The organism is Pseudomonas sp. SC3(2021) (assembly GCF_019856535.1).
Classification (GTDB): Bacteria; Pseudomonadota; Gammaproteobacteria; order Pseudomonadales; family Pseudomonadaceae; genus Aquipseudomonas; species Aquipseudomonas monsensis.
In genome coordinates this window covers 2,107,575-2,132,183 of the sequence record NZ_CP082236.1, presented here as the reverse complement: position 1 = coordinate 2,132,183, position 24,609 = coordinate 2,107,575, and the positions used below count along the sequence as shown (strand labels likewise).

At 61.7% G+C, this 24,609-nt stretch carries 22 protein-coding genes and 1 pseudogene; 14 read left to right on the top strand and 9 right to left on the bottom strand.

Going from position 1 to position 24,609, the window contains the following annotated elements; all coding sequences use genetic code 11:
* Nucleotides 1–173: 173 nt before the first annotated feature.
* The 7 genes and pseudogenes from K5Y35_RS27840 to pilG all read right to left on the bottom strand — a co-directional run bounded on the left by K5Y35_RS27840 (nucleotide 174) and on the right by pilG (nucleotide 10,970).
* A pseudogene (locus K5Y35_RS27840) lies at nucleotides 174–360 on the bottom strand (DUF6124 family protein).
* 530 nt (nucleotides 361–890) lie between these two features.
* Nucleotides 891–1,361, bottom strand: coding sequence for a chemotaxis protein CheW (locus K5Y35_RS09440; RefSeq protein WP_123469524.1), 471 nt, complete (start codon nucleotides 1,359–1,361; stop codon nucleotides 891–893).
* Entirely contained in the window at nucleotides 1,354–7,263 is a 5,910-nt protein-coding gene (locus tag K5Y35_RS09435; protein WP_222834123.1) for an Hpt domain-containing protein, read from the bottom strand. The genes K5Y35_RS09440 and K5Y35_RS09435 overlap by 8 nt, the downstream gene beginning before the upstream one ends.
* Nucleotides 7,264–7,274: 11 nt before the next feature.
* Entirely contained in the window at nucleotides 7,275–9,329 is a 2,055-nt protein-coding gene (locus tag K5Y35_RS09430) for a methyl-accepting chemotaxis protein (RefSeq protein ID WP_186747144.1), read from the bottom strand.
* Nucleotides 9,330–9,589: 260 nt separating this feature from the next.
* Nucleotides 9,590–10,129, bottom strand: coding sequence for a chemotaxis protein CheW (locus K5Y35_RS09425; protein WP_122604417.1), 540 nt, complete (start codon nucleotides 10,127–10,129; stop codon nucleotides 9,590–9,592).
* A gap of 10 nt (nucleotides 10,130–10,139) precedes the next feature.
* Nucleotides 10,140–10,505: a twitching motility response regulator PilH gene (pilH, locus tag K5Y35_RS09420; RefSeq protein ID WP_222834122.1), complete on the bottom strand. Its 366-nt coding sequence runs from the start codon at nucleotides 10,503–10,505 to the stop codon at nucleotides 10,140–10,142.
* A 60-nt stretch (nucleotides 10,506–10,565) separates the two neighbouring features.
* Complete coding sequence (gene pilG, locus K5Y35_RS09415) at nucleotides 10,566–10,970, bottom strand: twitching motility response regulator PilG (RefSeq protein WP_007913673.1); 405 nt, start codon at nucleotides 10,968–10,970, stop codon at nucleotides 10,566–10,568.
* Nucleotides 10,971–11,195: 225 nt separating this feature from the next.
* Between pilG and gshB the strand changes: the two genes are divergently transcribed.
* The 7 genes from gshB to K5Y35_RS09380 all read left to right on the top strand — a co-directional run bounded on the left by gshB (nucleotide 11,196) and on the right by K5Y35_RS09380 (nucleotide 17,311).
* The gene (gene gshB / locus K5Y35_RS09410) at nucleotides 11,196–12,167 is read left to right on the top strand and encodes a glutathione synthase (RefSeq protein ID WP_222834121.1); all 972 of its coding nucleotides are present in this window, start codon (nucleotides 11,196–11,198) and stop codon (nucleotides 12,165–12,167) included.
* A gap of 106 nt (nucleotides 12,168–12,273) precedes the next feature.
* A complete protein-coding gene (locus K5Y35_RS09405; RefSeq protein WP_222834120.1) occupies nucleotides 12,274–13,173 on the top strand; it encodes an energy transducer TonB in 900 nt (299 codons plus the stop codon).
* 241 nt (nucleotides 13,174–13,414) lie between these two features.
* Complete coding sequence (locus tag K5Y35_RS09400; RefSeq protein ID WP_123469539.1) at nucleotides 13,415–13,987, top strand: YqgE/AlgH family protein; 573 nt, start codon at nucleotides 13,415–13,417, stop codon at nucleotides 13,985–13,987.
* Nucleotides 13,987–14,424, top strand: a complete 438-nt coding sequence (gene ruvX / locus K5Y35_RS09395) for a Holliday junction resolvase RuvX (protein WP_003229101.1) — start codon at nucleotides 13,987–13,989, stop codon at nucleotides 14,422–14,424. Before K5Y35_RS09400 ends, ruvX begins: the two co-directional genes overlap by 1 nt.
* A gap of 80 nt (nucleotides 14,425–14,504) precedes the next feature.
* Complete coding sequence (pyrR, locus tag K5Y35_RS09390; protein ID WP_123469541.1) at nucleotides 14,505–15,011, top strand: bifunctional pyr operon transcriptional regulator/uracil phosphoribosyltransferase PyrR; 507 nt, start codon at nucleotides 14,505–14,507, stop codon at nucleotides 15,009–15,011.
* 27 nt (nucleotides 15,012–15,038) lie between these two features.
* On the top strand, nucleotides 15,039–16,043 hold the full coding sequence (locus K5Y35_RS09385; RefSeq protein WP_003229107.1) for an aspartate carbamoyltransferase catalytic subunit: 1,005 nt from the start codon (nucleotides 15,039–15,041) through the stop codon (nucleotides 16,041–16,043).
* Complete coding sequence (locus tag K5Y35_RS09380) at nucleotides 16,040–17,311, top strand: dihydroorotase (protein ID WP_222834119.1); 1,272 nt, start codon at nucleotides 16,040–16,042, stop codon at nucleotides 17,309–17,311. Before K5Y35_RS09385 ends, K5Y35_RS09380 begins: the two co-directional genes overlap by 4 nt.
* A gap of 102 nt (nucleotides 17,312–17,413) precedes the next feature.
* On the opposite strand, the gene K5Y35_RS09375 is transcribed toward K5Y35_RS09380, so the two are convergent.
* The gene (locus tag K5Y35_RS09375) at nucleotides 17,414–17,848 is read right to left on the bottom strand and encodes an NINE protein (RefSeq protein WP_123469546.1); all 435 of its coding nucleotides are present in this window, start codon (nucleotides 17,846–17,848) and stop codon (nucleotides 17,414–17,416) included.
* A gap of 248 nt (nucleotides 17,849–18,096) precedes the next feature.
* Between K5Y35_RS09375 and K5Y35_RS09370 the strand changes: the two genes are divergently transcribed.
* Nucleotides 18,097–18,723, top strand: a complete 627-nt coding sequence (locus K5Y35_RS09370) for a C40 family peptidase (RefSeq protein WP_123469548.1) — start codon at nucleotides 18,097–18,099, stop codon at nucleotides 18,721–18,723.
* 142 nt (nucleotides 18,724–18,865) lie between these two features.
* On the opposite strand, the gene K5Y35_RS09365 is transcribed toward K5Y35_RS09370, so the two are convergent.
* The gene (locus K5Y35_RS09365; RefSeq protein WP_007953348.1) at nucleotides 18,866–19,900 is read right to left on the bottom strand and encodes a type IV pilus twitching motility protein PilT; all 1,035 of its coding nucleotides are present in this window, start codon (nucleotides 19,898–19,900) and stop codon (nucleotides 18,866–18,868) included.
* 56 nt (nucleotides 19,901–19,956) lie between these two features.
* Between K5Y35_RS09365 and K5Y35_RS09360 the strand changes: the two genes are divergently transcribed.
* The 6 genes from K5Y35_RS09360 to metW all read left to right on the top strand — a co-directional run bounded on the left by K5Y35_RS09360 (nucleotide 19,957) and on the right by metW (nucleotide 24,583).
* Nucleotides 19,957–20,646 (top strand): YggS family pyridoxal phosphate-dependent enzyme, encoded by a 690-nt coding sequence (locus tag K5Y35_RS09360; RefSeq protein ID WP_123469549.1) that lies wholly within the window; start codon nucleotides 19,957–19,959, stop codon nucleotides 20,644–20,646.
* Between the two features lie 23 nt (nucleotides 20,647–20,669).
* Nucleotides 20,670–21,488 (top strand): pyrroline-5-carboxylate reductase, encoded by an 819-nt coding sequence (gene proC / locus K5Y35_RS09355; protein ID WP_186747123.1) that lies wholly within the window; start codon nucleotides 20,670–20,672, stop codon nucleotides 21,486–21,488.
* 10 nt (nucleotides 21,489–21,498) lie between these two features.
* Entirely contained in the window at nucleotides 21,499–22,089 is a 591-nt protein-coding gene (locus K5Y35_RS09350; RefSeq protein WP_123469553.1) for a YggT family protein, read from the top strand.
* On the top strand, nucleotides 22,086–22,382 hold the full coding sequence (locus tag K5Y35_RS09345) for a DUF167 domain-containing protein (RefSeq protein WP_123469555.1): 297 nt from the start codon (nucleotides 22,086–22,088) through the stop codon (nucleotides 22,380–22,382). Before K5Y35_RS09350 ends, K5Y35_RS09345 begins: the two co-directional genes overlap by 4 nt.
* Nucleotides 22,383–22,815: 433 nt before the next feature.
* A complete protein-coding gene (locus tag K5Y35_RS09340; RefSeq protein ID WP_123469557.1) occupies nucleotides 22,816–23,955 on the top strand; it encodes a homoserine O-acetyltransferase in 1,140 nt (379 codons plus the stop codon).
* Nucleotides 23,956–23,962: 7 nt separating this feature from the next.
* On the top strand, nucleotides 23,963–24,583 hold the full coding sequence (gene metW, locus K5Y35_RS09335) for a methionine biosynthesis protein MetW (RefSeq protein ID WP_123469559.1): 621 nt from the start codon (nucleotides 23,963–23,965) through the stop codon (nucleotides 24,581–24,583).
* The last annotated feature ends 26 nt before the right edge of the window (nucleotides 24,584–24,609 follow it).

The window sequence follows — 24,609 nt, the reverse complement described above, 5'->3', positions numbered from 1 at the left end:
CTCCCGGAGGGAGAGGGGACCTACCGAAGTGTCTTGCGCCATACACCGACCTGCCCCACCGAGTCGATTATGGATTCACAGCAGTATTTTCATGTCGGCGTAACTTGTGAGCATCCTGCGGTCGGCCCCCTCTCCCTCCGGGAGAGGGCTGGGGTGAGGGTCGGGCTTTTTCGCTATTCCGTCGGCACCAACTTATCCAACACCCGATTCACCGCCATCTCCGCCACCATCACCACCTGCGCAATGCCCTGCACAGTCTTGCGGTGCGTACCTTCCACCATTGCTGCGTGGTTATTGAGCAGGGGATTCGTAGGGGGATGCCGGGTCGGTGGACGGCGGGTTAGGCGTTACTTTGAACATGGGGATGAACCTCTATCAGGCCTCACCATCCCGCTGCTAAACGGTAGGGTGGCGGCTATGCGCAAGTTAGCAGACCGGTCAAACCCCAACCCGGCGCACCCGAAGGTGCCATGCGCACAGCCACCATCAAGCGCAGGCGAATGCCTGACTGGATGAGACTCGTACGACCGGACAACTAGCCGGGCTGCTAAACCCGATCACTGGGAATCAGTGACGGAATCAAGTTACGCAGCCTGCCCAAGGCGCACAAGCCGGCGGATTCTGGTGCATGCGTAGGCAGCGGCGCAAGGATTTGTAGGCCAGTGAGCCGTAACACCGGGTGTCTTTAAACAACTGCGCTGAAGGGTGTTTATTGCTCACAGAGATTGAGGATTTGTCTGTCGGATTGAGGTGTGGCGACTGGCGCTTTCGCGAGCAAGCTCGCTCCCACAGGAGATCTTCAGAGAACGCAGATCTTGTGTACGACATAAACCTACTGTGGGAGCGAGCTTGCTCGCGAAGAGTCCAGTCTGGTCACCGCAAACCTTGGATCAGTGAACGAGCCCAGCCTCCACCAACAACTGCTCCAGCCCCAACAAATCCGGCACCTTCGCCACCTGGTCCCCGACCTGCACCGCTGCCTGTTCCAGCGCACACAACGGCACATCGACATAACTCAACTGACTGTCGAGCTTGTACGAACGCGGAATCCCCTGCACCAGCAGCGCAATGAACTTCAGCTCCGGCAACCCGCCCAGCGCATTCAAAATCACGATCCGCGCCCGCTCGCCAATGACGATTTTCTGCCCGCACGCCGATTCAAAACTCAGCAGCGGAATCTGCCGCTCACGCCACGTAACCTTGCCGAGATACCACGGCGGCGTATCCAGGTCGAAGGCGCTGGCCTGATAGTCAATCAGCTCGGCCACGGCGACGTTGGGCAGGATCAGGTTGCGGTCGGCCAGTGGCAGCAGCAGGCCGGTGAGTTGGCTGGTGCGCGCGTTGTGGCGGCGCTCATGCATGTTTCTTGCTCCAGTGGGCAATGCTTTCGAGCAGCACCGATTCCTGGTACGGCTTGCCGAGGTAGTCGTTGACGCCGATGGCCATCGCGCGGTCGCGGTGTTTCTGCCCGGTGCGCGAGGTAATCATGATGATCGGCAGGTGTTGCAGGCGTTCGTCGTGGCGCACCTGGGTGGCGACTTCGAAACCGTCCATGCGCGGCATTTCGATGTCGAGCAGCATCAGGTCGGGCATGTGTTCTTCGAGCAGCAGCATGGCGTCGACCCCGTCCTTGGCGGTCAGCACATTCATGCCGTGACGTTCGAGCAAACGGCTGGTGACTTTGCGCACGGTCACCGAGTCGTCGACCACCAGCACCAGCAGCGGCTTTTGCGGCTCGCTGTCGATGTCCGCATGGGCCGGACGCTGCGCAACCCGCGCCTGCATCGCGCGGATCGGCGCCAGCAAATCGAGAATCAGCACCACCCGGCCATCGCCGAGAATCGTCGCCCCGGACACGCCCTGCACCGCGCCGAACTGCGGACCGAGGCTCTTGACCACGATCTCGCGGGTACCGGCCATCGCGTCGACCTGCACCGCGATGTGCCGGTCGTTGCACTGCACCAGCAGCACCGGCAATGGCAGGCTCTGGCCGAGCAGTTTCGGGCGTGGCGCAGTTTTCAGCAGTTCGCCCAGATAGCACAACTCATAACGTTGGCCGCCGTAGTGGTAGCTCGGCGGGTCGTTACGGAAGTGCCCTTCCAGATCATTCGGCAGGACGCGGACGATGCCTTCGATGGTGTTCAGCGGAATCGCATATTGATCCTCGCCGCACTGCACCATCAGCGCGCGGTTGACCGACACGGTGAACGGCAGGCGAATGCGGAAATGCACGCCCTGCCCCGGCACCGAGTCGATGCTCATGGTGCCGCCGAGCTGACGCACCTCTTCGTGGACCACGTCCATGCCGACGCCGCGCCCGGAAATCTGCGTGATCTTTTCAGCGGTGGAGAAACCCGGCTGGAGGATGAACTGCAATACATCGCGGTCGCTGATTTCGGCATCCGGCGCCAGCAAACCGCGCTTGATCGCCTTGCGCCGCACCGCTTCCAGCGGCACCCCGGCGCCGTCGTCGCGGATATCGAAAACGATGTCGCCGCCTTCACGGGACAAGTCCAGGCTGATCGTACCCTGTGCCGGTTTGCCCGCCGCCAGCCGCACTTCGGCAGACTCCAGACCGTGATCGACGGCGTTGCGCAGCATGTGCTCCAGCGGCGCGGCCATGCGTTCCAGCACGTTGCGGTCCATCTCGCCTTCGGCGTTGTCGATGATGAACGCGACGTCCTTGTTCAGCTCTTCGGCGACCTGCCGCACGATGCGTTTGAGGCGCGGCAGCATGCGTTCGAACGGCACCATGCGCGTGCGCATCAGGCCTTCCTGCAATTCGGTGTTGATCCGCCCCTGTTGCAGCAACAGGTTCTCGGCGTCGTGGTTGCGGCGGTCGAGGGTTTCCTTGAGGTCGAGCAGGTCGGAAGCGGATTCGAACAGCGCCCGCGACAGTTGCTGCAACTGCGAGTGGCGATCCATTTCCAGCGGGTCGAATTCTTCGTAACCGAGATGGTCGGCATCGACTTGCTGACGGCTGAGAATCCGTCCCTGGGTTTCGGTGTCGAGCCGGCGCAATTGATCGCGTATGCGCTCGATGGTGGTTTCCATCTCGTTCAGTGCGGTTTGCGCATCACTGACCTGTTGCTCGATACGCCCACGGAAAATCGAGGTTTCCCCGGCCAGATTGACCAACTCGTCGAGCAGGTCGGCGGAGACCTTGACCATGTCCGCACCGGCATCGGCAGCCGGTGGCGCCGGCTCGGTCTTGGCGGGCAGCGGCAATACCGGCGGGGTTTCCACCGTCGCCGGATGACTGAAATTCTGGATCGCGCTGATCAGCCGATCGGCCGGCGGGCACGGTTGCCCGGCGCGCACCCCATCGAGCATTTGCGCCAGGCGGTCATGCCCGCGCTGGACCAGTGCGAACAGTTCCGCCGACGGCTGCAACGCCCCGGTGGAAAGGCTTTCGTAAAGGTATTCCAGCTCATGGGCGAGGTCGCCGATCGGACCGATCTCGACCATCCGTGCACCGCCCTTGAGGGTGTGCAGATCGCGCAGCAGGGTTTCCACTTCCTGGCGATTGCCCGGTTCGGCCTGCCAGCGCAGCAACGCCGCGCCAGAGTTTTCAATGATGTCGAAACCTTCTTCGAGGAAGATTTCCAGCAGCTCCGGATCGTGTGCGGCGCTGTCATGATCGGCCGTCGGTAACGGCGCTTCGCCCAGCGGTTGCCCCTGACGCAGCTCGCGAATCGCGCCGATCAGTTCCTGCGCCGGGCTCAGCGGCTGATGGTTTTGCAACTGGTCAAGCAGCAACGCCAACTGCGCGTGGCTCTTGAGCAGTAACTGGCCCAAAGCGTCGCTGTGGCTGTAGCGGCGATCCACCAGTCCTTCGTAAAGACTTTCCAGCTCCTGGGCCAGATCTGCGATGGCCGCCACTTCGGCCATGCGCGCGCCGCCCTTGAGGGTGTGCAGGTCGCGCTGCAATGAGGACAGCGGTGCGGCGTTGTCCGGGTCGTTGAGCCAGCGGTGCAAGGCTTGTCCGGCGCTGTCGAGAATGTCGACGGCCTCTTCGAGGAAGATCTCGACGATCTCGTCGTCGCCCTCGAACGACCTCGCCGACTGCTGCAACTCTGCGGTGGCGCTGCCCAGTTCACGAATGCTCAGGGTACGGCTGCCATCGCTGCGGATCAGGCCCATCGACGACGGGTCAAGGCTCTCGTCGAGCAGCTCGTGCAGGGCGCGAATGCGCGCAGGCTGCGGCGTGACTTCCTGGCCGGCGGCCAATTCGTCGAGCATGTTGATCAGCGCTTCGTGGGCGTTCTGCGCTTCTTCAAAAAACCGCTCGCTGACCGCCAGGCTGCTTTCTTCCACCGCGCCATAGAGGTCGAGCAAGGCTTCGCACAACACATCCACCGGCAGCAAATCCGCCAAATGCGCGCCTTCGCCAAGGGTGGTCAGTTCATCCAGCAAGGCACTGAGTTCCTGGCGCTCGCCGGGATGTTGTTGCCAGCGCTGCAAGAGGTTTTCGGCGTCGAGCAGGATGTCCATGCCCTGGGCGAGGAAGTTGTTGATCAATTGCGGATCGCGCTTGATCCGCAGGCTGGTGTTCGGCGTCTGGAGGATCGCTTCCAGACGCTCGCCGAGCAGCGTTTCAATGCGCTTGATCAACGACTGTGCACCGACGATCGGCGCCAGCGGATCGTGCTTGAGCTGGCGCAGACCGACGCGGAACAAACCTTCGGCCTCAAGCAGCAATTCCACTTCATCGAGATCGAGCGGCAACTGATGCGCCTTGAACTCGCGGGCCAGTTGATCCAGCGGCGCGGCCAGTTCGGCAATCGGCAACACCCCGGCCATCGACGCGCTGCCCTTGAGCGTATGCAAGGCGCGCTGCAGTTCATCGCTGGCCGGCAGCGGTACATGTTCGGCGGCCTGATCGAGGTAACGGTTGAGACTGGCCAGATGGGTTTCCGCCTCGTTGCGGAAGATTTCCAACAACAGCGGATCAAGGGCCGCGACATCATTCACGTCTTCAGCGGCCAGCGGTTCGTCCCCCTTGGCCAGCGCATGGGCGCGGGCGGCGAGCTGATCGACGTCGCTGCGTTGACGCTGCCGGTGAGTGGCGAATTCACTGATCAATTCCGGGAGCAACAACACCGTGTCGGTGAGCAGTTGCGGCACCACCGCACCGGGCTCGACGCTTTGTTCCAGCACACGGTTGAGCAGGTTCTCCACCGCCCAGGCCAGTTCACCCAGCACCAGCGCACGGACCATGCGCCCGCTGCCCTTGAGGGTGTGGAAGGCCCGGCGCAGTTCAGTCAGGGCCGCATGGTCTTGCGGATTGGCCGACCAGCGCGGCAGGTATTCGTGGAGGACTTCGAGGACTTCGGCGGTCTCCTCGAGGAACACTTCGCGCAGCTCGTCGTCGACCGGTTCTTCGTCAGCCGGTGGCGGCATCAGGCTGCCGGGGGTGGTCAGGGCCGGCGGGTTGACCGCCGACACCGGGCTGGCCAGCACCTCGGCCAGCGACTGCACGATATCGGGGTCGTCCAGCACTTGCAGGTCCTGCATCACCAACGCTTCGCTGGGGCTGAGCACGTCATCGAGCACTGGCACCTGCTGTGCGCCGGGCTCTTCGTCAGGAAAGTAGCCCAGGCTGGCCAAGCTCTTCTGCGCGACATCCAGCAGTTGTTCGCTCGCGGCCTGCGGGTCGTCGCTTAAACGTTCGAGGTAGTACTCGAGGCTGGTGATCACGTCGGCGAGGTTGTCCAGTTGCTGCCAGCCCGGCTCGTGGGGATCAAGCAGTAAATGCTCGCGGATAAAGCCATTGCAGGCCTCGACCAGACTGGCCGCCCGGCTCAGCGGAATCATCGCCAGCGCGCCGCGCACCTGGGTCAGCAGTTCCGGCAACGCTTGCAGGTGCTGGCGATCCCAGTCGGCGTCGATGTAGTCGACGATCATGTCCTTGGCCTGTTGCAGGCAGATGCGCGCTTCCTTGATCACGATCTGGTGGATCTGCGTCAGGTCGGTGGTCGGCAGGCGCGCCTCTTCGGGGCTTTCCGTTTCCACGGTGCCGACCATCCCGGCCAGATTCGCCTCGACGTAGAGCAGCGCGCCGGCGACGTCCATCAGCGTGGCGTCGTTCGGTTCGCGCTGGCCCTGGGCGAGGCTGAGGACCACCGCCAGTTGATCAATGATGACCTTGCGCGGCTGGCCAAAACCGAGCACCGCCAGGGTGTCGGCAATCTGCCGCAGCGGCGCCAGCAGGCTGTCCAGATCAGAGGTGTGCTGACGGTCGCTGCGCACGAACAGGTCGAGGCGCTCCTTGACCCGCACCAGCTCTTCGCACAGCGCCGCCAGCACCGAGCGCATCGCATCGCGGTCGGGGCCGGCCAGGCGCGCACGTTCTTCGTCGACCATCGCGCTGTCGGGCAACGCGTCGTCCAGGGAGTAGCGATCTTTCATGGTCAGCATCTGCCCGGTGGGATGTTCGGCTTTGGCAATATAGAACAGCAGGCTTTTGAGCAGCTCCGCAGGGGGCGGCTGGTTGAGGCCGCGCATGCCCTGCTCGAGCAGGCGCTTGAGTTCCTTGTCGGCGTCCTTGAACAGGCTGCGCAGCGCCGGGCTGTTGGCGATCGCGCCTTCGCGCATGCCTTCGACCAGCGCCGAGGCCACTTGCCACAACGGGCTCAATGGCGCATCGCCGCTCATGGCTTCGAGACGCTGGAAGACTTTCGCCAGGTACTCCAGATGCGTCTGGTCATTCTGCTCGCGCAGCAGACCGACCAAGGCCATTTGCAGCATCTGGCGCAACTTGCGCAGCACATTCGGCAGTTCTGCCGGCTCCAGCAGCGCCAGCGCTTGCGCGCTGAGGGGTGGCAGCTGCGGCAGTTGCGGGCTGAACAGGCTGGTTTCCGAGAGCAGGCTTTCGCCGCGGGCGCTGCGCAGGTCGTTGATCAGCGGCAGCACCACCAGCGGCAAATCGCGGCGGGCGCCCTGCACGCGGTCGAGGTAGATCGGCAATTGCCCAAGGGCTTGCAGCAGCAGGTGCAGGGCTTCGTCGCGGTGGCTGACGCGCTCGTGCTGCAAGGCTTCGATCAGATGTTCCATCTCTTCGGCGAGCAAGGCTGCGCCGTAGAACTCGACCATCTGCAGACTGCCGTGGACCTGATGGATGTAATCCAGGCACTCGTCCAGCCCGGGAAAGGCCTGCGGATCCTCAAGCACGGCTTCAATTGCCTGATGCGCCTGTTTCAGCGTTTCGGCAATTTCGCCCTTGACCCATTCGAGGGCCACATAGTCGTGCCGGTCACCCATAACCACTCCACTCACGCCTTGTCCGTCGCGGACGCCGACGGCAAGGTGAAACCGGATACCGAACGGCGCAGCTGGCTGGCCATTTTCGCCAGGTTGCCGATGCTCTCGGCGGTGGCGGTGGAGCCGGACGAAGTCTGCGAGGTGATCTGCTGGATCACGTTCATCGTCAATGAAATCTGCCCGGCCGACGAAGTCTGCTGCTGCGCCGCGTTGGAAATGCTCTGGATCAGCGCCGCGAGGGTCTTCGATACGCCTTCGATTTCTTCCAGGGCCACCCCGGCATCCTGCGCCAGACGCGCGCCGCGCACCACCTCGGTGGTGGTCTGCTCCATGGAGATCACCGCTTCGTTGGTGTCGGTCTGGATCGCCCGCACCAGGGTTTCGATCTGCCGGGTGGCAGCAGACGAGCGCTCGGCCAGGCGCTGCACCTCATCGGCGACCACGGCGAAACCACGCCCGGCATCCCCGGCCAGCGACGCCTGAATCGCCGCGTTGAGCGCGAGGATGTTGGTCTGATCGGCAATGTCGTCGATCAGGCTGACGATGTCGCCGATCTCCTGCGACGACTCGCCGAGGCGCTTGATGCGCTTGGCGGTGTCCTGAATCTGTTCGCGGATGTTGTCCATGCCGTGGATGGTGTTGTGCACCACCTCGTTGCCCTTGTTGGCGATTTCCACCGAGCGCTCGGCCACGGCCGAGGACTCGGCAGCGTTGGCCGACACCTGATCAATCGACTCGGCCATGTCGCTGATCGCGGTCGAGGCTTCGGAAATCTGCTGCGCCTGATGTTCCGAGGCCTGGGCCAGGTGCATCGCGGTGGCCTGGGTTTCCTGCACGGCGGCGGCGACCTGGCCGGCGGTGAGGTTGATGGTTGCCACCAGGTCACGCAATTGGTCGACCGAATAGTTGATCGAGTCAGCGATGGTGCCGGTGAAGTCTTCGGTCACCGAGGCGGTCACGGTGAGGTCGCCATCGGCGAGGTCTTCGATTTCGTCGAGCAGGCGCATGATCGCGTTCTGGTTGCGCTCATTCTTCTCGGCGGTCTCGCGCAACTGGCGGTTGGTCTCGCGGACCATCACCAGACCGATGAGGATGATCGAGGCCAGTGCCAGCAAACCGAGGACGTAGCCACCGATGGTGTCGGTGTTGCGCCCGCCGGCAAGGTTTTCGAAGCGAGTGGCCAGGTGCGAGGCTTCGTCGAGCAGGGTTTGCGAGAGGCTGAAGATATTGCTCGCCGATTCGCGAACCTTGAACAGCTCCGGCGAGGTTTCGAGGATTTCATCCACCGAGCCGGAGACGAACTGGAACAGCTCGGAAATCTCACTCAGGCGTGCGCGGGCATCGCGGTCTTCGACCTGGCTGATTTTCAGTGCCGGGTTGCCTTGCAGCATGCCGTTGAGCACCTGGCCAAAACGGGTGGCGTCGCGACCAAAGGCGTCGGCGGCCTGCTGCGAGTTTTCGTCGCCGGCCAGTACGGTGTTGACCGCGCCGAGGATCCGTTCAGCGAGCAGCGATTGGCGCTGGGCCATCGCCACTTGCGCCGCCGGAGCGCCGCGTTGCAGGAGGATCTCGACGACTTTTTCGTATTCGATCTGCAACTGCGGCACGGTTTCGGCCAGCGTCGCGGCGACCTGATGCAGCGACAGCACGGTCTGCTCGCTGGAGAGAATCGCGTCGGTGTTTTTCAGCAGGCGTTCCCAATCCAGCTGCACGGCGCGCATTTCCGGGCGCACGGTGGCCGGGGCCGGTGGCAGGCCGGTGGCCGGGTCGCCTTTCTTCAGGTAACCCCAGCGCTGGGCGAAATCGTTGCGCGCATCGCTCAGCAACTTGAACGCGGCAGCCTTGCCGGCGGCGGCTTCAGTGGCGTTCTTGGCGATGCGTTGCGACAGCACGCGCAGTTCACCGGCGTGGCCGATGTACTGTTTGTCGTAGTTGGCCTGGGTGTTGAGGTACGCGAAGTTGGCGAACAGCAGCATGATGAACACGATCAGTGCGATGAACAGCACGATGATCTGCGAGCGACTGCGCGATCCTTCCGCCGACTTGTCTGTTTTTGCTTTTGTCATCGGTCCTCGCCTAATTTGAAACTCACCGAAGCACCTGTAGAAGCTAGCCTTGTGAAGTGGAGCTTTTGTGGCGAGGGGATTTATCCCCGATGGGTCGCGCAGCGGCCCCAAGATTCGAGCTGTATCAAATACATCTCGAATGCAGCCTTTGGGTCGGCTTCGCCACCCATCGGGGATAAATCCCCTCGCCACAGGTTTCCCTTGCCACAGAATCACACCATTACATGGCCCATTCCCACATGGGTTCTCTGTTGTTTCGACTAAATTGCGACGCTCATGAATACCGGGGATTTAGCCAGGGCAAACAGGCTGAACACCCGCCAGTTCTGTTCGCGCCGGAAATAGCCTTTGACGAACTCGGCCTTGGAACCCTGGCGCTTGCTGATCGAAATCGGTTCGAAGCTGTCCTGCTCGAAATGCTGCAGGCCGATGACTTCATCGACCATCAGCCCGGCAAACACATCGCCATGCTCGACCACCAATACCCGCCGCTGTTTACGCAATGGCGACAGCTCGTGCCCGAAAAAACCGCACAGGTCCATGATCGGCAGCAAGCGCCCACGCAGGTTAGCCACCCCTTTGACCCACGGCTTGACCCCGGGCAATTGAGTGAAGCGCGGCTCGTGCAGCACTTCGCTGACTTCGCCCATCGGCGCCACATACCAATGCTCGCCAAGGCGAAAGCCGATACCGCTCCAGCGATCCTGGCGCGCGGCCTGCGACGGCAAGTCCGCCGCCAGCAAGCGGCAGCGCTGGTCGATTTGCCAGAGCAGTTCGAACGCGGTCAGCGATTCGCTCATGGTTGCGCGATCAGCCTTTGAGCACGTTGTTCAGGGTCTTGATCAGGGTGTCTTCGTCGACCGGTTTGGTCAGGTAATCCTTGGCGCCCTGACGGGTGCCCCAGACCTTGTCGGTTTCCTGATCCTTGGTGGTGATGATGATCACCGGGATGTGGCCGGTGTCCGGGTCCTTGGTCAATTGCCGGGTCGCCTGAAAACCGTTGAGGCCGGGCATGACGATGTCCATCAGCACTGCATCGGGTTTTTCCTGACGGGCCAGCGCGACACCGTCGGCGCCGTTTTCGGCTTTCAGTACTTCGTGGCCGTGCTTTTCGAGCATGCCGGTCAGTTTGTACATTTCAGTCGGCGAATCATCGACGATCAGGATACGTGCCATGGTTTTCCCCATTTTTCTTGTTGACGCCCGGCCCGCTGGCCGAGCATCACTGTACGTGTCTTACTGCGGCAAAACGGCGGCGAAGCCCGGAACATGGGCCTGAATCGCGTTAAGCAGTTCTTCCTTGCTGAAAGGCTTGGTCAAAAATTGATCGGAACCGACAATCCGCCCCTTGGCCTTGTCGAACAGGCCGTCGCGCGACGACAGCATGATCACCGGCGTGGCCTTGAATGCGCTGTTGTTCTTGATTAAAGCGCAGGTCTGATAACCATCCAGACGCGGCATCATGATGTCGACAAAAATGATTCCGGGATGGTTGTCCGCGATTTTCGCCAGCGCGTCGAAACCATCAATCGCCGTGATCACTTCGCAACCCACATTTTTCAACAATGTTTCGGCGGTGCGACGAATCGTTTTCGAGTCGTCGATCACCATGACCTTCAAGGCGCTGGACTGCTGTTCCATAAGAGGGCTCTACCGTCGCCTTTGCGAATCAAATTGTCCGTTTTGCTATCAGTGATGGCTGGAAACCCTTGATGTTCAAGGGCCAGCGCTGCATGCCAGCCTTTTTAGCACAGTCTCCAGATGCAATCTATCGACGGGTTTTTCCTTGACCGAAAACCCGCCCGGAGCCACTCTGGCGGCACTTTTTCAATACCGATCCGGTAGCCAATTTTCGAGGAAAACCCAATGAGCGTTCGCGTCGGGATTGTCATGGACCCTATCGCCAGCATCTCCTATAAAAAGGATAGCTCGCTGGCCATGCTGCTGGCCGCGCAAAAACGTGGCTGGGAACTGTTCTACATGGAGCAGCGCGACCTGTATCAGGCCGAAGGCCAGGCGCGGGCGCGCATGAAGCCGCTGAAAGTCTTCGCCAACCCGGAAAAATGGTTCGAACTGGACGCCGAGCAGGACAACCTGCTGAGCGACCTGGACGTGATCCTGATGCGCAAGGATCCGCCGTTCGACATGGAATTCGTCTACTCCACCTACCTGCTCGAACAGGCCGAAACGGCGGGCGTGCTGGTGGTGAACAAGCCGCAAAGCCTGCGCGACTGCAATGAAAAGCTGTTCGCCACGCTGTTCCCGCAGTGCACGCCGCCGACCATCGTCAGCCGTCGCCCGGACGTGCTGCGCGAATTCGCCGATCACCACGGTGACGTGATCCTCAAGCCGCTGGATGGCATGGGCGGTTCGTCGATCTTCCGTCACACCGCCGGTCACCCGAACCTGTCGGTGATCCTCGAAACCCTGACGCTGCACGGCAAGCAGCAGATCATGATTCAGGGTTACCTGCCGGCCATCGTCGATGGCGACAAGCGCATCCTGATGATCGACGGCGAGCCGGTGGATTACTGCCTGGCGCGGATTCCGGCCCAGGGCGAAACCCGTGGCAACCTCGCCGCCGGTGGTCGTGGTGAAGCGCGGCCGCTGACCGACAAGGATCGCTGGATCGCCGCGCAAGTCGGCCCGACCCTGCGCGAGAAAGGCCTGCTGTTCGTCGGTCTGGACGTGATTGGCGAGCACCTGACCGAAATCAACGTCACCAGCCCGACCTGCATCCGCGAAATCGACAACGCTTTCGGTACCGACATCGGCGGCATGCTGATGGATGCGATCGAAAAGCAGCTGCAAGCCTCGAGCCGCAAACAGCAAGCTTGAAGCCAGCGGCGAGCAGCTTGTCGCTTGCCGCTTGAAGCTTGCAGCTAAAAACCAACATTGCGTTATCATGCCGAGCCCGTAAAAACGCGATGTTGGTTTTTCTGTCATGACCCTCCCGTCCGATCTGCCCGCAGAACTCGCCCACCGTGGCGTGCGCCCGGCCGATCGCCTCGGATTTACCCTGTTTCTCGCAGCGCTGATTCATTTGGCGCTGCTGCTCGGCGTCGGCTTCACCATGGTCGAGCCCAAGCAAATCAGCAAAACCCTGGAAATCACCCTCGCCACCTTCAAGAGCGACACCAAGCCGAAGAAGGCCGATTTCCTCGCCCAGGAAAACCAGGAAGGCAGCGGCACCCTCGACAAAAAGGCGATCCCCAAGACCACCGAGATCGCGCCGTTCCAGGACAATCAGGTCAAGAAAGTCACCCCGCCTCCGGCCGCCAAGCCGGAAGTCCGTGAAGCCGCGCCCAAGGCTGCCGTGACCACGGTCGCGCCGAAACAGCAAAAGGCGCCGACCAAGAAAGAAGAAACCAAGACCGAGACCAAACCGGCGGTCGACGCACCGACGTTCGATAGCTCGCAGCTGTCCAGCGACATCGCCAGCCTCGAAGCGGAACTGGCCAAGGAACAACAGCTGTACGCCAAACGCCCGCGCATTCACCGTTTGAGCGCCGCCTCGACCATGCGCGACAAGGGCGCCTGGTACAAGGATGACTGGCGCAAGAAGGTCGAGCGGATCGGCAACCTCAATTACCCGGAAGAAGCCCGGCGCAAGCAGATCTACGGCAACCTGCGCCTGATGGTCTCGATCAACCGCGACGGCTCGCTGTATGAAGTGCTGGTGCTCGAATCCTCCGGCCAGCCATTGCTGGATCAGGCGGCCCAGCGCATCGTCCGGCTGGCCGCACCGTTTGCACCGTTTACCGGTGATCTGTCGGATATCGACCGACTGGAAATCATCCGCACCTGGAAATTCGCCCGGGGCGACAAACTCTCGAGCAACTGAATATTCCTGTAGCGATGAGATTCATTGTGGCGAGGGGATTTATCCCCGTTCGGCTGCGCAGCAGTCGCAAAACCATCATTCACGGAGTGTCAGGCAGACCGTATCAATGGATTCAGGGCCGCTTCGCGCCTCAACGGGGATAAATCCCCTCGCCACAAATGCCATGTTCCGACAAGGGGTCTGTGTTGTTGTCAGCATCTCCAGCTTGTCAGTTCGCCCCCCGAACGCCACACTATCGCTCATGAAAAACGTCAGCCCCAGCTACCTCAAGCATCACTTCCTGATCGCCATGCCACACATGGCCGACCCGAACTTTGCCCACACCTTGACCTACATCGTCGAGCACACGGCCAATGGCGCCATGGGGCTGGTGGTCAATCGACCGCAAGAGCTGAATCTGGCTGACATCCTCGAGCAACTGCGTCCGGACATCGAGCCGCCAGCACTCTGCCAGCACGTACCGATTTTCATCGGCGGCCCGGTGCAGACTGATCGTGGTTTTGTCCTGCACCCGGCCGGCCAGATGTTCCAGGCCACCGCGCAACTGGACGGCGATCTGGCGCTCTCCACTTCCCAGGACGTGCTGTTTGCCATCGCGGACGGTGCAGGCCCGGCGAAAAGCCTGATCGCCCTCGGTTACGCGGGCTGGGAAGCCGGGCAACTGGAGGCCGAACTGGCCGACAACGCCTGGCTGACCTGCCCGTACGATGCCGACATCCTGTTCAACACCAGCAGCGAACTGCGTCTGGAAGCGGCGGCACGGCACCTGGGGATCAACCTCAGTCTGCTGACCAGCCAGGCAGGCCACGCCTGATGGCCCTGCGTCTGATTCTCGGCTTCGACTACGGCACCAAACAGATCGGCGTTGCAGTCGGCCAGGTGATTACCGGCCAGGCCCGCGAGCTGTGCACCCTGAAAGCGCAGAACGGCGTTCCGGACTGGAACCAGGTCGAAGCGCTGTTCAAAGAGTGGAAACCCGACGCCGTGGTGGTTGGCCTGCCGCTGAACATGGACGGCACGCCCAGCGAAATGTGCCTGCGCGCCGAGAAATTCGCCCGACGTCTCAACGGCCGCTTCAATGTGCCCTTCTATACCCACGACGAACGCCTGACCACCTTTGAGGCCAAAGGCGAGCGACTGGTACGTGGCGGGCAGAAAGGCAGTTACCGCGACAACCCGGTGGACGCCATCGCCGCCGCTCTGCTGTTGCAGGGCTGGCTCGATGAAAACACTGCATTGTTTGAATCCTGACAAGCGCTTCGGCGCTTTTCTTTTGAGCTACGACCCGAGCCGCGTCCAAGGACCCGGCTCGACCCCAAGAAGGAGCAACCATGAGCCTGCCAAATCCCGCCGATCTGATCAGCCAGATGGCGACCCGCCTCAAGGCGCACCTTGCCCAGCGTGAGATCAGCGAACCGCGTTACATCGGCATCCGCACCGGCGGTATCTGGGTCGCGCAGGCCCTGCTCAAGGAATTGGGCAGCGATGCGCCACTGGGCACGCTGGATGTTTCCTTCTACCGCGACGACTTCAGCCAGAACGGCCTGCACCCGCAAGTGCGCCCCTCGGCCCTGCCCTTCGAGATCGAAGGCCAGCACCTGGTGCTGATCGACGACGTGCTGATGAGCGGCCGCACCATCCGCGCCGCGATGAACGAACTGTTCGACTATGGCCGCCCGGCCAGCGTGACCCTGGTCTGCCTGCTCGACCTGGACGCCGGCGAGCTGCCGATCCGCCCGAACGTGGTCGGCGCGACCCTGTCGCTGGCCGCTCACGAGCGGGTCAAGCTGTCCGGCCCCGAGCCGCTGACGCTCGAACTGCAAGACCTGAACCCTTAATCCGCCCTATTGAGAGTCCCCTTCGCGATGACGCCTCTAGATACCAAGCGCCCGCTGCAGCTCAATGATCAGGGCCAGCTGCGCCACTTCCTCTCGCTCGACGGCCTGCGCCGCGAGTTGCTGACGGAAATCCTCGACACTGCCGACTCGTTCCTCGAAGTCGGGGCCCGGGCGGTGAAGAAGGTCCCGTTGCTGCGCGGCAAGACCGTGTGCAACGTGTTCTTCGAAAACTCCACGCGCACCCGCACCACCTTCGAACTGGCGGCCCAGCGGCTGTCGGCAGACGTGATCACCCTGAACGTGTCGACCTCGTCGGCCAGCAAAGGTGAAACCCTGCTCGACACCCTGCGCAACCTCGAAGCCATGGCCGCCGACATGTTCGTCGTGCGCCACGGCGATTCCGGTGCGGCACACTTCATCGCCGAGCATGTCTGCCCACAGGTGGCGATCATCAACGGCGGCGACGGCCGTCACGCCCACCCGACCCAGGGCATGCTCGACATGCTCACCATCCGTCGGCACAAGGGCGGTTTCGAAAACCTCTCGGTGGCGATCGTCGGCGACATCCTGCACTCGCGGGTGGCACGCTCGAACATGCTCGCGCTGAAAACCCTCGGCTGCCCGGACATCCGCGTGATCGCGCCGAAGACCCTGCTGCCGATCGGCATCGAGCAGTACGGCGTGAAGGTTTACACCGACATGAACGAAGGCCTGAAGGACGTCGACGTGGTGATCATGCTGCGCCTGCAGCGTGAGCGCATGACCGGCGGCCTGCTGCCGAGCGAAGGCGAGTTCTACCGCCTGTTCGGCCTGACCACCGCGCGTCTGGCCGGGGCCAAACCCGATTGCATCGTCATGCACCCGGGGCCGATCAACCGTGGTGTAGAGATCGAATCGGCGGTGGCCGACGGCCCGCACTCGGTGATCCTCAATCAAGTCACCTACGGCATCGCCATCCGCATGGCCGTGCTGTCGATGGCCATGAGCGGGCAAACAGCGCAACGTCAATTCGAGCAGGAGAACGCCCAGTGAAGCTCAGCATTCTCGGCGCCCGCGTCATCGATCCAAGCAGCGGCCTGGATCAAATCACCGATATCCACGTTGAAGCCTGCAAGATCGTCGCCCTCGGCGCCGCGCCGGCCGGTTTCACTGCCGTCGAAACCATCGACGCCCAGGGCCTGGTCGCCGCGCCCGGGCTGGTCGACCTGAACGTCGCCCTGCGCGAGCCGGGCTACAGCCGCAAAGGCAGCATTGCCAGCGAAACCCGCGCAGCGGCGGCAGGTGGCGTGACCAGCCTGTGCTGCCCGCCGAAGACCAAACCGGTGCTCGACACCTCGGCAGTGGCCGAACTGATCCTCGACCGTGCTCGCGAAGCCGGCAACACCAAAGTGTTCCCGATTGGCGCGCTGAGCAAAGGCCTGGACGGCGAACAGCTTGCCGAGCTGGTGGCGCTGCGTGACGCCGGTTGCGTCGCGTTCGGCAACGGTCTGGAGAGTTTCCGCAACACCCGCACCCTGTGCCGGGCACTGGAATACGCGGCCACCTTCGATCTGACGGTGATTTTCAACTCGCAGGATCACGATCTGGCGGATGGCGGCCTGGCCCACGAAGGCGCGGTCGCCAGCTTCCTTGGTCTGCCGGGCATTCCGGAAACGGCGGAAACCGTGGCCCTGGCCCGCGATCTGTTGCTGGTCGAGCAGACCGGCGTGCGTGCGCACTTCAGCCAACTGACCAGCGCTCGCGGTGTGGCCCTGATCGCCCAGGCTCAGGCCCGTGGCTTGAAGGTCACGGCGGATGTCGCGCTGTACCAGTTGATCCTCACCGATGAAGCGCTGATCGACTTCAGCAGTCTTTATCACGTGCAACCGCCGCTGCGCACCCGCGCAGACCGCGACGGCCTGCGTGAGGCTGTGAAATCGGGTGTGGTGTCGGCAATCTCCAGCCATCACCAGCCCCACGAACGCGACGCCAAACTGGCGCCGTTCGGCGCAACCGAGCCGGGCATCAGCAGCGTCGAGCTGCTGCTGCCGCTGGCGATGACCCTGGTCGAGGATGGTTTGCTGGATCTGCCGACCCTGCTCGCGCGCCTGAGCGCTGGCCCTGCGGACGCGCTGCGCCTGCCGGCGGGCAAACTGACGGTGGGCGGTGCGGCGGACATCGTGCTGTTCGATCCGAAGGCTTCGACAGTCGCCGGTGAACACTGGTTGTCGAAGGGTGAGAACTGCCCGTTTGTAGGCCACACGTTGCCGGGTGTGGTTCGCTACACCTTGGTGGATGGGCGGATCAGCCACCAGGCTTGATACCGGGTTGCCCCCAATCGCTGGCAAGCCAGCTCCCACAAGGTCTTGCGCTATCTTTGGGTTAGCGCAAAAACCTGTGGGAGCTGGCTTGCCAGCGATGGCTTACTGGAAGGCGCCTCTGCCTTCGGCGTTGCGTACGGATACCTGATCATTCAGCGTCCAGAAGTCATACAGCACCCCGACAAAGAACAACCCGCCGGTCAGCAGATACAGCAACCCGCTGATCCACTTGCCCTGGTACATCCGGTGCACGCCGAACACCCCCAGGAACGTCAGCAGAATCCACGCCACGTTGTACTCGATCGGCCCGGCAGCAAAACGCAGATCCGCCTCGCGATCCATCGCCGGGATCAGAAACAAGTCGATCAGCCAGCCAATACCCAACAAGCCGAGGGTGAAAAACCAGATCGTCCCGGTGACCGGTTTGCCGTAATAGAAGCGGTGAGCGCCGGTAAATCCGAAGATCCACAGCAGGTAACCGATGATTTTGCTGTGGGTGTCCTTTTCGTTCACACGGGGTAGCTGATAGCGGTTCATGAAGACCTCGATTCACACGATAGATAAATATTCTTGAATTCTTTGTGACTTTTTTACAGGTAGCCGACGTATGGCAAATGTTACCGTGTCTCCCGTCAAAGCCTTACAGCACCGGACTTCTGTCGGACAATTGCGTCTTTTTGCCGCTTATTTGGTTCCATTGTCAGCCGATTGAATCGACCAACGGCCTCGGAATCGAAAAAAAAGCTGTTATAAAGTTGCGCGCAAACCCATAAGAGCCACGCCTAATGCGACCATTTTTCAAGACATGGCTAACTATTTGCCTATTAATGCCACTGGCCGCCCACGCCACCAATCGTGAGCAACGTCTTCCCAACGTTAACGGTTTCACCCCTAAATCCCATGCTTCGGCTCCTTCGAGCAAGAGCAGCAAACAAACGAAACACACCACGCTCGCCAGCAACAATCACGGCAAGCTGGTTCCACCGATGGCGAACAAGGAAAGCAGCAACGTCCTGAGCCGCGCGGTGAACGTCCTCGGTACTCCATACCGTTGGGGCGGCAGCAGCCCAAGTAAAGGCTTCGACTGCAGCGGTCTGGTGAAATATGCGTTCAACGACGCCACCTTCGACCTGCCACGCACCTCCAATGCGATGGCCAGCGGTCACGGCGAGAAAGTCGAGCGCAAGGATCTTAAGCCAGGCGACCTGATTTTCTTCAACATCAAGAGCCGTCGGGTCAACCACGTTGCCATCTACCTGGGCAACGACCGCTTTATCCACGCACCGCGTCGTGGCAAAGCAGTGAGCATCGACACGCTGAACAAACCGTATTGGAAACAGCATTACGTGGTTGCCAAGCGTGTGTTGCCGAAAGAACCGGCCGGCAAGCAGATGCGCGTCGTTCAACGTTGAACTGACTGATCCGCAGCCAGTACTGACCTCTTCGCGAGCAAGCTCGTTCCCACAGGTGAAAGCATTCCAATTGAAGGAATGCACTCAATTGTGGGAGCGAGCTTGCTCGCGAAAGGGCCGGTTAGAACACCGAAAATCCCCCTTAGAAATTATCCGGCGTACGCGCCTTCTCCCGCGCATGCTCGCGGCTGATCAAACCCTTGGTCACCAGATCCTTCAGGCACATGTCGAGTGTCTGCATTCCCAACGAACCACCGGTCTGAATCGCCGAGTACATCTGCGCCACCTTGTCCTCGCGGATCAGGTTACGGATCGCCGACGTTCCCAGCATGATCTCGTGCGCCGCCACCCGCCCGCCGCCGATCTTCTTGATCAGCGTCTGTGACACCACTGCCAGCAGCGACTCCGACAGCATCGAACGCACCATCGACTTTTCGTCCCCGGGGAACACGTCCACGACCCGGTCGATGGTTTTCGCCGCCGACGTGGTGTGCAGCGTGCCAAACACCAAATGCCCGGTCTCGGCAGCGGTCAAGGCCAGGCGAATGGTCTCCAGGTCGCGCATCTCGCCGACCAGGATCACATCCGGGTCTTCCCGCAATGCAGAACGTAACGCGGTCGCGAAACTGCGGGTATCACGGTGGACCTCACGCTGATTGATCAGGCATTTGCGCGATTCGTGGACGAACTCGATCGGGTCTTCGATGGTGAGGATGTGATGATGACGGTGGGTATTGAGGTAGTCGATCATCGCCGCCAGCGTGGTCGACTTGCCGGAGCCGGTCGGCCCAGTGACCAGCACCAGCCCGCGCGGGGCGTCGGTGATCTTGCGAAAGACATCGCCCATGGCGAGGTCTTCCATGCTCAGCACTTTCGAGGGAATGGTGCGAAATACCGCGCCGGCGCCACGGTTCTGGTTGAAGGCATTGACCCGAAAGCGCGCCACGCCGGGGACTTCGAACGAGAAATCCGTTTCCAGGTGTTTCTCGAAGTCGACCCGCTGGGTGTCGTTCATGATGTCGTAGATCAGTTCGTGCACCTGCTTGTGATCCAGCGCCGGCAGATTGATTCGCCGCACATCACCATCGACACGAATCATCGGCGGCAGACCGGCCGACAGGTGCAGGTCGGAAGCGCCTTGTTTGGCGCTGAAGGCCAGCAGTTCAGTGATATCCATAGCGCTCCTCAATTCCAGTAGAATGCCGCGAACCTTCAGACCGCCGGCGCCTCTTGATGTCCACGATAGCAGACAACATTGCCCTCGTTAGTTCACGCATTCACGCCGCGACCGCCGCTGCCGGACGCCCTGAGAACAGCGTGCAGCTCCTGGCCGTGAGCAAGACCAAACCCGCACAGGACCTGCGTGAAGCCCATGCTGCAGGCCTGCGCGATTTCGGCGAGAACTATCTGCAGGAAGCCTTGGGCAAACAGCTCGAACTGGCCGACCTGCCCTTGATCTGGCACTTCATCGGCCCCATTCAATCGAACAAGACTCGCGCTATTGCCGAGCATTTCGACTGGGTGCACTCCGTGGATCGCCTGAAAATTGCCCAACGCCTGTCCGAACAGCGCCCGGCCGAGCTGCCGCCGCTGAACATCTGCATTCAGGTCAACGTCAGCGGTGAAGCCAGCAAGTCCGGCTGCACCCCGGCCGACCTGCCGGCACTGGCCGAGGCCATCAGCGCCCTGCCCCGGCTGAAACTGCGCGGGCTGATGGCGATTCCCGAGCCGACCGAAGATCGCGCCGAACAGGACGCCGCGTTTGCTGCCGTGCAACGTTTGCAGGCCAGCCTGAATCTGCCGCTCGACACACTGTCCATGGGCATGAGCCACGACCTCGAGGCGGCCATCGCCCAAGGCGCCACCTGGGTGCGGATCGGTACGGCCCTGTTCGGTGCCCGCGACTACGCCGCCCACTCTTGAACGCTTCTAGATAAGGACCAAACATGAGCCACACACGTATTGCCTTTATCGGTGCCGGCAACATGGCCGCCAGTTTGATCGGCGGCTTGCGCGCCAAAGGTCTGGAAGCCAGCCACATCCGCGCCAGCGATCCGGGCGAAGAAACCCGTAAACGGGTCAGCGCCGAACACGGTATCGAAACCTTCGCCGACAACGCCCAGGCCATCGACGGTGTCGACGTGATCGTGCTGGCGGTCAAGCCACAGGCGATGAAAGCCGTGTGCGAAGCCATTCGCCCAAGCCTCAAACCGCATCAACTGGTGGTGTCGATCGCCGCCGGCATCACTTGCGCGAGCATGACTGCATGGCTCGGCGAGCAGCCGATCGTGCGCTGCATGCCCAACACTCCGGCACTGCTGCGTCAGGGCGTCAGCGGCCTGTACGCCACCAGCGAAGTGACTGCCGAACAGCGTCAGCAGGCCGAAGCGCTGCTGTCCGCCGTCGGCATCGCGCTGTGGCTGAACGAAGAACAGCAACTCGACGCGGTGACTGCCGTCTCCGGCTCCGGCCCGGCGTATTTCTTCCTGCTGATCGAAGCCATGACTGCCGCCGGCGTCAAACTCGGCCTGCCGCAGGACATCGCTGAACAGCTGACCCTGCAAACCGCCCTCGGCGCCGCGCACATGGCAGTTGCCAGCGATGTCGACGCCGCAGAACTGCGCCGCCGCGTGACCTCGCCAAACGGCACCACAGAGGCCGCAATCAAATCATTCCAGGCCAACGGCTTCGAAGCCCTGGTCGAAACCGCACTCGGCGCCGCCGCGCACCGCTCGGCCGAAATGGCCGAACAACTGGGCAAATAAGGAGCCTTACATGATTGGATTGAACACCGCAGCGGTTTACGTGCTGCAAACCCTCGGCAGCCTGTACTTGCTGATCGTGTTGCTGCGCTTCGTCCTGCAACTGGTGCGGGCGAACTTCTACAACCCGCTGTGCCAGTTCGTGGTCAAGGCCACCCAGCCGCTGCTCAAGCCACTGCGCCGGATCATCCCGAGCGTGTTCGGCCTTGACATGTCGTCGCTGGTGCTGGCGATTCTGGTGCAACTGGCACTGATGGCCCTGACCCTGCTGCTGACCTACGGCACCACCGGTAACCCGCTGCAGCTGTTTATCTGGGCGATCATCGGCGTCACCGCGCTGTTCCTGAAGATTTTCTTCTTCGCCCTGATCATCAGCGTGATCCTGTCGTGGGTCGCCCCGGGCAGCCATAACCCGGGCGCTGAACTGGTGAACCAGATCTGCGAACCGGCCCTGGCGCCGTTCCGCAAGATTCTGCCAAACCTCGGCGGTCTGGACCTGTCGCCGATCTTCGCCTTCCTCGCGCTGAAGCTGATCGACATGCTGGTGATCAACAATCTGGCGGCGATGACGATGATGCCGGAAATCCTGCGCCTGCTGATGTGAGCTGGTTTCGCTGGGACGGGGACGATTTGATCCTCGAATGTCACCTGCAACCGGCAGCCCGCAGCGATGATTTCTGCGGGCTGCACGGGGATCGTTTGAAGATTCGCCTGACTGCACCGCCGGTCGAGGGCAAGGCCAATGCTTACCTGATGGCCTTTCTGGCCAAGGCGTTCGGGGTATCCAAGAGCCAGGTCAGCTTGCTCAGCGGCGAATTGAACCGGCAGAAACGGGTGAAGATCTGTTCGCCGAAGAAACTGCCGGATTTGCCGGGGCTGGTTGGGCGCCCGTCTTGAGTTTTGCGGCGTCTGCGCCCCTCACCCCAGCCCTCTCCCCTTGGAGAGGGAGCCGATTTGCGTGGTTGTCAAAACCACAGTTCAACTCGATATCCCACGTCGGCGTATCTCGAACATCCCGCCAGTCAGCCCCCTCTCCCTCTGGGGGGAGGAACCTGATTTGGCTGTTTTTCATGACCTGAGCTCAACTCGATAAATCAGGTCGGTGCAGCTCAAAAGATCACCTCGGTCAGTCCCCTCTCCCCCCGGGGGAGGAACCTGATTTGGCTGGTTTTCAATACCTGAGTTCGACTCGATAACTCAGGTCGGCGTCGCTCGAATGATCACCTCGGTCAGTCCCCTCTCCCCCCGGGAGAGGGTTAGGGTGAGGGCTGCTTGCCGCTAACCCCACCGGTCTTTAGACTTACGCCTCATTTCAACGAGAGCAGGGTCGATGCCAGCTGCCTTTCCCCCCGATTCTGTTGGTCTGGTGACGCCGCAAACGGCGCACTTCAGTGAACCCCTGGCCCTGGCCTGCGGACGTTCGCTGCCCGCCTACGACCTGATCTACGAAACCTACGGCACGCTGAACGCGCAGGCGAGCAACGCCGTGCTGATCTGCCACGCCTTGTCCGGCCATCATCATGCCGCCGGCTATCACAGCCCCGACGACCGCAAGCCCGGTTGGTGGGACAGCTGCATCGGTCCCGGCAAGCCGATCGACACCACCAAATTCTTCGTGGTCAGCCTGAACAATCTGGGTGGTTGCAACGGCTCCACCGGCCCGAGCAGCATCAACCCGGACACCGGCAAGCCGTTCGGTGCCGACTTCCCGGTGCTCACCGTGGAAGACTGGGTGCACAGCCAGGCGCGTCTGGCTGATCTGCTCGGCATCCATCAGTTCGCCGCCGTGATCGGTGGCAGCCTCGGCGGCATGCAGGCCTTGCAGTGGACCATCACCTACCCGGATCGCGTGCGCCACTGCCTGGCGATCGCCTCGGCGCCCAAACTGTCGGCGCAGAACATCGCCTTCAACGAAGTCGCGCGTCAGGCCATCCTCACTGACCCCGAGTTCCACGGCGGTTCATTCCAGGAACAAGGCGTGATCCCCAAGCGCGGGCTGATGCTGGCGCGGATGGTCGGGCACATCACCTACCTGTCCGACGACTCGATGGGCGAGAAATTCGGCCGTGGCCTGAAGAGTGAAAAGCTCAACTACGACTTCCACAGCGTCGAGTTTCAGGTCGAAAGCTACCTGCGCTATCAGGGCGAAGAGTTCTCCGGGCGTTTCGATGCCAACACTTATCTGTTGATGACCAAGGCGCTGGACTACTTCGATCCGGCGGCGAACTTCGACGATAACCTGGCGAAAACCTTCGAGAACGCCACAGCCAAGTTCTGCGTGATGTCGTTCACCACCGACTGGCGCTTCTCCCCGGCCCGCTCGCGGGAGCTGGTGGACGCGCTGATGGCGGCGCGCAAAGACGTCAGCTACCTGGAAATCGACGCGCCACAGGGCCACGACGCCTTCCTGATTCCGATTCCGCGTTATTTGCAGGCGTTCGGTAATTACATGAACCGAATTACGGTGTGAACAAGCCATGAGAGCTGATCTGGAAATCATCCAGGAATGGATCCCCGCCGGCAGCCGCGTGCTCGACCTCGGTTGCGGCGACGGCGAACTGCTGACCTGGCTGCGCGACAATAAGCAAGTCACCGGTTATGGCCTGGAAAACGACCCGGACAACATCGCCGAGTGCGTGGCCAAGGGCATCAACGTCATCGAACAGGACCTGGACAAGGGCCTGGGCAACTTCGCCAGCAACAGCTTCGACATTGTGGTGATGACCCAGGCACTGCAAGCCGTGCATTATCCCGACAGGATCCTCGACGAAATGCTCCGGGTCGGGCGCCAGTGCATCATCACCTTCCCCAACTTCGGTCACTGGCGCTGCCGCTGGTACCTGGCGAGCAAGGGCCGCATGCCGGTGTCGGAGTTCCTGCCGTACACCTGGTACAACACGCCGAACATCCACTTCTGCACCTTCGAAGACTTTGAAGAACTTTGTCGCGAACGTGATGCGAAGGTCATTGATCGGCTTGCCGTGGATCAACAGCACCGCCACGGGTGGGCCAGTAAGCTATGGCCTAATCTGTTAGGTGAGATCGGTATCTACCGCGTCAGCAGCCCGGTGCTTGCAGATCACCGGATCGCGGTCTGAACCACGACATTTCGAGGAGAACGATC

Coding starts and splice junctions, on each gene's coding strand:
- K5Y35_RS09440 (WP_123469524.1), bottom strand. CDS start 1,361: ATGCATGAGCGCCGCCACAACGCGCGCACCAGCCAACTCACCGGCCTG.
- K5Y35_RS09435 (WP_222834123.1), bottom strand. CDS start 7,263: ATGGGTGACCGGCACGACTATGTGGCCCTCGAATGGGTCAAGGGCGAA.
- K5Y35_RS09430 (WP_186747144.1), bottom strand. CDS start 9,329: ATGACAAAAGCAAAAACAGACAAGTCGGCGGAAGGATCGCGCAGTCGC.
- K5Y35_RS09425 (WP_122604417.1), bottom strand. CDS start 10,129: ATGAGCGAATCGCTGACCGCGTTCGAACTGCTCTGGCAAATCGACCAG.
- pilH (WP_222834122.1), bottom strand. CDS start 10,505: ATGGCACGTATCCTGATCGTCGATGATTCGCCGACTGAAATGTACAAA.
- pilG (WP_007913673.1), bottom strand. CDS start 10,970: ATGGAACAGCAGTCCAGCGCCTTGAAGGTCATGGTGATCGACGACTCG.
- gshB (WP_222834121.1), top strand. CDS start 11,196: ATGAGCGTTCGCGTCGGGATTGTCATGGACCCTATCGCCAGCATCTCC.
- K5Y35_RS09405 (WP_222834120.1), top strand. CDS start 12,274: ATGACCCTCCCGTCCGATCTGCCCGCAGAACTCGCCCACCGTGGCGTG.
- K5Y35_RS09400 (WP_123469539.1), top strand. CDS start 13,415: ATGAAAAACGTCAGCCCCAGCTACCTCAAGCATCACTTCCTGATCGCC.
- ruvX (WP_003229101.1), top strand. CDS start 13,987: ATGGCCCTGCGTCTGATTCTCGGCTTCGACTACGGCACCAAACAGATC.
- pyrR (WP_123469541.1), top strand. CDS start 14,505: ATGAGCCTGCCAAATCCCGCCGATCTGATCAGCCAGATGGCGACCCGC.
- K5Y35_RS09385 (WP_003229107.1), top strand. CDS start 15,039: ATGACGCCTCTAGATACCAAGCGCCCGCTGCAGCTCAATGATCAGGGC.
- K5Y35_RS09375 (WP_123469546.1), bottom strand. CDS start 17,848: ATGAACCGCTATCAGCTACCCCGTGTGAACGAAAAGGACACCCACAGC.
- K5Y35_RS09370 (WP_123469548.1), top strand. CDS start 18,097: ATGCGACCATTTTTCAAGACATGGCTAACTATTTGCCTATTAATGCCA.
- K5Y35_RS09365 (WP_007953348.1), bottom strand. CDS start 19,900: ATGGATATCACTGAACTGCTGGCCTTCAGCGCCAAACAAGGCGCTTCC.
- K5Y35_RS09360 (WP_123469549.1), top strand. CDS start 19,957: ATGTCCACGATAGCAGACAACATTGCCCTCGTTAGTTCACGCATTCAC.
- proC (WP_186747123.1), top strand. CDS start 20,670: ATGAGCCACACACGTATTGCCTTTATCGGTGCCGGCAACATGGCCGCC.
- K5Y35_RS09350 (WP_123469553.1), top strand. CDS start 21,499: ATGATTGGATTGAACACCGCAGCGGTTTACGTGCTGCAAACCCTCGGC.
- K5Y35_RS09340 (WP_123469557.1), top strand. CDS start 22,816: ATGCCAGCTGCCTTTCCCCCCGATTCTGTTGGTCTGGTGACGCCGCAA.
- metW (WP_123469559.1), top strand. CDS start 23,963: ATGAGAGCTGATCTGGAAATCATCCAGGAATGGATCCCCGCCGGCAGC.